The following is a 6,015-nucleotide window of genomic DNA, read 5'->3' on the forward strand; positions in this document are numbered from 1 at the left end:
CACTTGAAAATTTCTCCACATTGGGGTGAAGTCCTTTTTTATGCTATTGAAAACCTTATATATCAAGGGTTAATTAATTTGCAAAAGTCTCATTTATATAAAGTTTAAATTATCTTGCAAAAACGTGACGTCCAATTTGTGTTATTATAGGTCTTGAGAATATCCATTGGTTTGTTGAGGTCACTGGATTGTAAAAGAATATTGCTCCTCCAGAAGGGTCCCAACCATTGATGGCATCTCTAGCAGCTCTAAATGCAGTTTCATTAGGCTCCTGCCAAATTGCTCCATCTAACACAGGAGAGAATTGATAGTTTCTGCCATTTGTGACTTGGAATAATACATCATAAATTGTGTTTGGATAATCAGCATGTTTAACTCTATTCAGGATAACAGCACCAACTGCAACCTGCCCTTCATAGCTTTCTCCACGAGCTTCTGCATGAATCATTCTTGCTAACCAATAAACATCTTCTTCAGTAAAGTTAGAGTTAGTGTTAGCAGTAGTGTTAGCTCCTCTAGAAGCTACAGGTGCTGCCTGTTGTCTAGCTCCATCTGGAATTGTAAGTCTTTGACCTACTAATATTTCATCTGATGTAAGGTTGTTTGCACTCTTTAAAGCATTCACTGTTGTGCCATAATCTCTACTAATTAGAAACAAGCTTTCTCCCTTTTGTACAGTGTGTACATTAGGGATAATTATGCTTTTCCCTGCAAGAATCATGTCACCTGATAAACCATTAGCTTTTTTGATATCTTCAACAGAAACCCCATACTGCTTGCCAATTAAAAATAGACTTTCTCCCCACCTAATTTGATGGTTAGTGCCTTGATTTGCATGACTATCGGGTTGTCCAATAAATACTAAACCTAATACAGCTAATCCAGTAAAAAGAAACTTAAAATAACTCATAAAATCCTCCTTGATTTTGTTTTAGCTTTTTCAGCTATGACTATTATACTATACTAGATATTTGCAATCATTGTAAAAAATAAGGAAAAAGTACTAAATCCGACCATGGTAATTGAAAGGGGTAGCACCGCTTTGATCCTTAATTTATGTTGGGATAATGGATTAAATAAACGAAAATACTAAACATTAGAAAGAGGTGATCTTATGACTATAGCTACAGCTACCTTTGCCTTAGGTTGATTTTGGGGACCTGATGCCCCAGTTTGGGGCTATCCCGGGAGTACTGAGGACGCGGGTAGGATATGCTGGAGGTTCCAAGTGACTTTGTTAACTCTACTGCGGCGGCAAGAGCTAATGGATACGTAGCAGGCTTTTGCAGTGATAAGTTATTTAAGAACGAGTTTAAAAAGCTGACCCTTCCCCAGGAAAATAGGAAAAACTATTAATTCAAGGAGGCTATCCCTATGCAACTTTTTAGTAACATTTTCGGCGGGTTATTAAATGAAGCTAGCGATGACTTAATGTATAAGATGATGAAGGACAAATACACAGATAACATGCTCATGATGATGGCTACAATGAAAAAGATGTCATTTTTTAATGGCATGGAATTATTGATGCGAGCTACTCAAGGGGAAAGCTTAGAAAGACCTCTAGGAAGTCATCTGAACATGTCCCCCTGGGAAATGTTATTCTTAAATCCTGTGCACTTACACCGTCTACCCATAGAAGACAGCGCAAATATTGACACAAGTGTAATTATTGGACCTGATGCTGAGAAACCACTGGAACTATCAATGCCCATTAGTATTACAGGAATGTCCTACGGTAGCTCCTTAAATAAAAAGGCAAAAATAGCCCTAGCCAAAGCTGCCTCTGAAATGGGTATCTCTACAAATACAGGTGAGTCAGGTTTGTTGACAGAGGAAAGGGAAACTGCCACCAAACTAATAGGTCAATACAATAGAGGTGGATTTTTAAATACTCCCGATAAGTATAAGCAATTAGATGCCATAGAAATTCAATTAGGTCAAGGAGCTTAAGGAGCTTCACCTCAAAGAACTCAAGCAAAATTTATCGATAAGGAAGTGATGGAGGTACTAGATTTACAAGAGGGCGAAGATAAGGTGCTTAAAACGAGACTCCCTGGGGTTAATTCAGTTAATGATTTTAAAAACACTGTTAAAAAACTCAAAGAAGAAACAGGTGTCCCTGTAGGAGTAAAAATTGCTGCTTCTCATTTTCTAGAGAGAGAACTAGAGTTATTTGCTGAAGCAGAGGTAGACTTTATAGCTGTAGACGGGGCAGAGGCGGGAACTCATGGAGCCTCACCTACAGCTGAAGATGACTTGGGGCTTCCAGCCATTTATGCCATCGCCCGAGCAGGAACTTATTTAAAAAGTAACGGACTAGATAATAAAATATCCCTCATAGCAGGCGGTGGTCTTGTCACACCAGGACAATTTTTAAAAGCAATGGCTTTAGGCGCAGACGCTGTATATATAGGAACAGCTGCTATCATGGCAATGGTAGCCCAGCAAGTTACAAAGGTAGCTCCTCAAGAGCCACCACCACAACTAATACTCCAAACTGGACGAGCAAAGGATAAGTTTGACATAGATACTGGTGTTAAGTCTCTGGTCAATTACTTGTCTGTTTCAAGAAATGAAATGGTTTCAATTATGTACGCGTTGGGGAAAGACTCTCTGAAGAAACTTGATCAGGAGGACTTGTGTTGCTCAGATCCATTTTTAGCAAAAGCATTAAACTTACCTTATGCCGGTGTTTCACCTGAAAAGCAGGAAAGCTACTTTAAGGATACAATTGCAGAACTACATCACTGATATTCTTATCTAGCAAAAAAATTGAGCCACACTTTATGGTGCGACTCAATTTTTTTGTTCATTAAATATTTCTTCCCCTATAAGCCCGCCTTTTGTTAACTCATAGGGTGATAATAACTTGTGGATATCCTCTTCTGATACAATATTGTTATCCACAAGTGCTTGACTAACCGTCTTATTTGTGGATATCACTTCTTTAGCTAAATCTGATGTTTTCTCATATCCTAAATATGGATTTACCGCAGTAATCAATCCTAAGCTTTCCTTTAAGTATTTTTCACATAGTTTTTCGTTAGCTGTTACCCCTGCAATAGCTTTCTCAGCAAATACCTCTATCACATTTCTAAGCATATCTATGGATTCAAAGAGGTTGTGGGCAACTATAGGCTCCATTACATTTAGCTCTAGCTGACCGGCTTCTAAAGCCATAGTTATGGTTGTATCATTTCCAATAACCTGAAATGATACCTGATTAACTACTTCAGGGATCACTGGATTTACCTTTCCAGGCATAATTGAAGACCCCGGCTGAACGGAAGGCAAGTTTATTTCATTAAGCCCTGCTCGAGGACCTGAAGATAACAAGCGCAAGTCATTGGCAATTTTAGATAAATCTACTGCCATAATCTTTAATGCACCTGATAGTTCTGCTAGTGTGTCAATGTTTTGCGTTGCATCTACTAGGTCAGAGGCCAGCTCAAACTTTAGCCCTGAGTAGGCTTTTAGCTCATTTAGCACAATCTCTCTGTACTCAATTGGTGTATTCAAACCCGTTCCTGTGGCAGTTGCCCCCATATTTATCTTTAGCAAATGCCTTAAGCTCATTTTTATTCTATTCCTGTCTCGCTCTATTAAATGTTGATAGGATGCAAACTCTTGACCTAATCTAATGGGAACAGCATCCTGCAAGTGAGTACGAGCAACTTTTATTACATGATCGAATTCTTTCGCTTTTTTCCTCAATTCCTTTATTAGTTTGCTAATGCTTTGTAGAAGACCTTCACTCATTTTCATGGTAGCTATGCGAATAGCTGTGGGAAATACATCATTAGTTGATTGACTCATGTTCACATGTGTATTAGGAGATATATAACTATAGTCTCCTAATTTTTCTCCACACAATTGGATAGCCCTATTGGCAATAACCTCATTTGCATTCATATTAATTGATGTTCCTGCACCACCCTGAATGGGATCAACCAAGAACTGACTAGTTAATTTACCAGCTATTACTTCATCACAGGCAGTTATTATGGGATTTGCTAAATCTTCACTTAACAAACCTAATTTTCTATTAGCTATTGCACTAGCTCTCTTAACTTGTCCTAATGCTATTATTAACTCTTCTCGAAGCTTTTGCCCACTTATGGGAAAATTCTCTATTGCACGTACAGTCTGAATGCCGTAGTAGACCTCTTTAGGTACTAGCTTTTCACCAAGTAAGTCCTTTTCTTTTCTCATAATTTTCCCCTTTTCTTACTCTATACTAGACTCATATATCCACTAATATTTTAAGTTTAGCTCAAAAGAGGAATGTTTATACCATTTTACTACCAATGTTCTCTGTGGACTCTATTTTGATCATATCTTTTAGCAGGGTCTTTATGCTCTGCAGGGTAGCCTATAGCTATCGCTGCAAAAGGTGTGATGTTTTCTGGTATACCAAGTATATCCCTAAGCATTTGCTCTCTTTCCTCTTGTGGGTGAACTCCTATCCACACACTGCCCAAATCTAATGATTTAGCTGCAAGCAGTATATTCTGAGTTGCAGCAGAGCAGTCTTGAATCCAATAGAGTTCTCCTTCATTAGGAAATTTAGTTAATGACTTATCCCCACAAACCACTATGCACAATGGAGCTTGCTCTAACATTTTAGCATAGGGATGCTTTTCACTTATCTCTTTTAGTTTATGTTTTTCTGTTATTGCAACAAAATGCCAAGGTTGTTCACCACCTGCAGAAGGTGCAGCCATAGCAGCTTCTAAGATTGCTTTAATCTTATCTTCGTGAACAGGCTTCTCTTCATACTGTCTAATACTCCTGCGGTTCAGTAAAAGGTCATACTTTTCGTTCACTTTGTCAACTCCCTCTATCTGCTCATTCCTTGTTATTGTCTCCCCAATAGCCAAATTTAACAAAAAAAAATGGCTCCCCGAGTAGGACTCGAACCTACAACCTACCGGTTAACAGCCGGTTGCTCCACCATTGAGCTATCGGGGAATGCCTATTTTATACAATAGATTAACATATATAATTGTTGTCTGTCAAATTTATGTTGCCACATTTATTATTATTTAATACCATTTTTTTTATAGAAATCATAGACTTTTTCTAACTCACTTTCCCTATATATGTGCAAGGGTGGATAATGAGTATCTGCCCACAAATCAAGCCCCAAGGCTACTGCCCTAATACAAAAATGTCTGTCCTCTCCACCCATTGAGATGTTGTATATCTCCTTAAACGAAACACCCTTTGAAATAGCTACCTTGGAAATAAGAGTACAAGCTCCTAGCCCCCCTACTTTATAGGTTCCAGGTGTTCTAAGCATATCTAAGAAGTTATTTATCCTCCTCTCCATCTCTATGCCATTTAATTGCTCATTTCTTTGTGCTTCATACAGAATATAATCATCACGCACCCATACCTGAGGCAATTCTATGGCATCTGGAACCCATTTAGTCCAATAGACTTCAGAAACTATGTTTTTTTGTAGTGATGTTAAATGTACTAAGGTCTTGGGATGTAATATTAAATCGGAATCAACCAGAAATAAAAAATCATAATCTTCCTGTCCAACATATTCTATTATCTTGTCCTTAAAGTTAGCTACTTTCCACATTAGCGTTTCGTGCCATTGATGAAATTCTTCATTGCACACATATTTATCGTCAGTTTGTTCTTCCCATATGGTTGTATTGATATTGCGGTCTTTAAATTCCTTTAGCAATTTACTAGATTCTGCTTCTTCATTGTTATCCACAAATAGAAAATTAAGGCTTATCCCTACTTGTTCAAGTTTTTTTAAAGAGAACAAAAACTCCCTTAGTATCTCAGGCTTTCTCCTTACTGGGCTGGCAACTAAAACCTTTATCATTAACTACCTGGCTCCTTTCACAAAGTAATGCACTATACATAATATTCTCTTTTAAGTAAAAGGACACAAAAAAACACCCACAAAAGTGAGTGTTTCTGATTGTCTGGCAGCGACCTACTCTCCCAGGACCTCTCGGTCCAAGTACCATTGGCGCTGAAGGACTT

The 6,015-nt window shown here is 38.1% G+C and carries 5 protein-coding genes, 1 tRNA gene, 1 rRNA gene and 2 pseudogenes; 3 read left to right on the top strand and 6 right to left on the bottom strand.

Annotated elements, in window-relative coordinates; translation table 11 throughout:
• Nucleotides 1-109: 109 nt before the first annotated feature.
• Complete coding sequence (locus tag GGQ84_RS15120; RefSeq protein WP_429163640.1) at nucleotides 110-910, bottom strand: cell wall hydrolase; 801 nt, start codon at nucleotides 908-910, stop codon at nucleotides 110-112.
• A gap of 204 nt (nucleotides 911-1,114) precedes the next feature.
• Here GGQ84_RS15120 and GGQ84_RS15125 point away from each other — a divergent pair.
• The 3 genes and pseudogenes from GGQ84_RS15125 to GGQ84_RS15135 all read left to right on the top strand — a co-directional run.
• Nucleotides 1,115-1,229: pseudogene (locus GGQ84_RS15125) on the top strand (peptide-methionine (S)-S-oxide reductase); the annotation flags it as partial.
• Nucleotides 1,213-1,356, top strand: coding sequence for a hypothetical protein (locus tag GGQ84_RS15130; RefSeq protein ID WP_429163641.1), 144 nt, complete (start codon nucleotides 1,213-1,215; stop codon nucleotides 1,354-1,356). The pseudogene GGQ84_RS15125 and the gene GGQ84_RS15130, both read left to right, overlap by 17 nt.
• Before the next feature lie 240 nt (nucleotides 1,357-1,596).
• Nucleotides 1,597-2,754: pseudogene (locus GGQ84_RS15135) on the top strand (FMN-binding glutamate synthase family protein).
• 45 nt (nucleotides 2,755-2,799) lie between these two features.
• Here the strand turns inward: GGQ84_RS15135 and GGQ84_RS15140 are convergent.
• From GGQ84_RS15140 to rrf, 5 genes are all read right to left on the bottom strand, one after another.
• Nucleotides 2,800-4,215, bottom strand: coding sequence for an aspartate ammonia-lyase (locus GGQ84_RS15140; protein WP_429163642.1), 1,416 nt, complete (start codon nucleotides 4,213-4,215; stop codon nucleotides 2,800-2,802).
• A gap of 89 nt (nucleotides 4,216-4,304) precedes the next feature.
• Nucleotides 4,305-4,892, bottom strand: a complete 588-nt coding sequence (locus tag GGQ84_RS15145) for a nitroreductase family protein (protein ID WP_429163643.1) — start codon at nucleotides 4,890-4,892, stop codon at nucleotides 4,305-4,307.
• A 7-nt stretch (nucleotides 4,893-4,899) separates the two neighbouring features.
• A tRNA-Asn gene (locus tag GGQ84_RS15150) sits at nucleotides 4,900-4,974 on the bottom strand.
• Between the two features lie 70 nt (nucleotides 4,975-5,044).
• On the bottom strand, nucleotides 5,045-5,851 hold the full coding sequence (locus GGQ84_RS15155) for a hypothetical protein (protein ID WP_429163644.1): 807 nt from the start codon (nucleotides 5,849-5,851) through the stop codon (nucleotides 5,045-5,047).
• A gap of 101 nt (nucleotides 5,852-5,952) precedes the next feature.
• Nucleotides 5,953-6,015, bottom strand: a 5S ribosomal RNA gene (gene rrf, locus GGQ84_RS15160); the annotation flags it as partial.

It is taken from the genome of Desulfitispora alkaliphila, from assembly GCF_050433185.1.
In the GTDB taxonomy this organism is placed as follows: Bacteria; Bacillota; Desulfitisporia; order Desulfitisporales; family Desulfitisporaceae; genus Desulfitispora; species Desulfitispora alkaliphila.

Bases quoted from the DNA above. Each gene is read 5' to 3' on its own strand.
- GGQ84_RS15120 (WP_429163640.1), bottom strand. From the start codon at position 910: ATGAGTTATTTTAAGTTTCTTTTTACTGGATTAGCTGTATTAGGTTTA.
- GGQ84_RS15130 (WP_429163641.1), top strand. From the start codon at position 1,213: ATGCTGGAGGTTCCAAGTGACTTTGTTAACTCTACTGCGGCGGCAAGA.
- GGQ84_RS15140 (WP_429163642.1), bottom strand. From the start codon at position 4,215: ATGAGAAAAGAAAAGGACTTACTTGGTGAAAAGCTAGTACCTAAAGAG.
- GGQ84_RS15155 (WP_429163644.1), bottom strand. From the start codon at position 5,851: ATGATAAAGGTTTTAGTTGCCAGCCCAGTAAGGAGAAAGCCTGAGATA.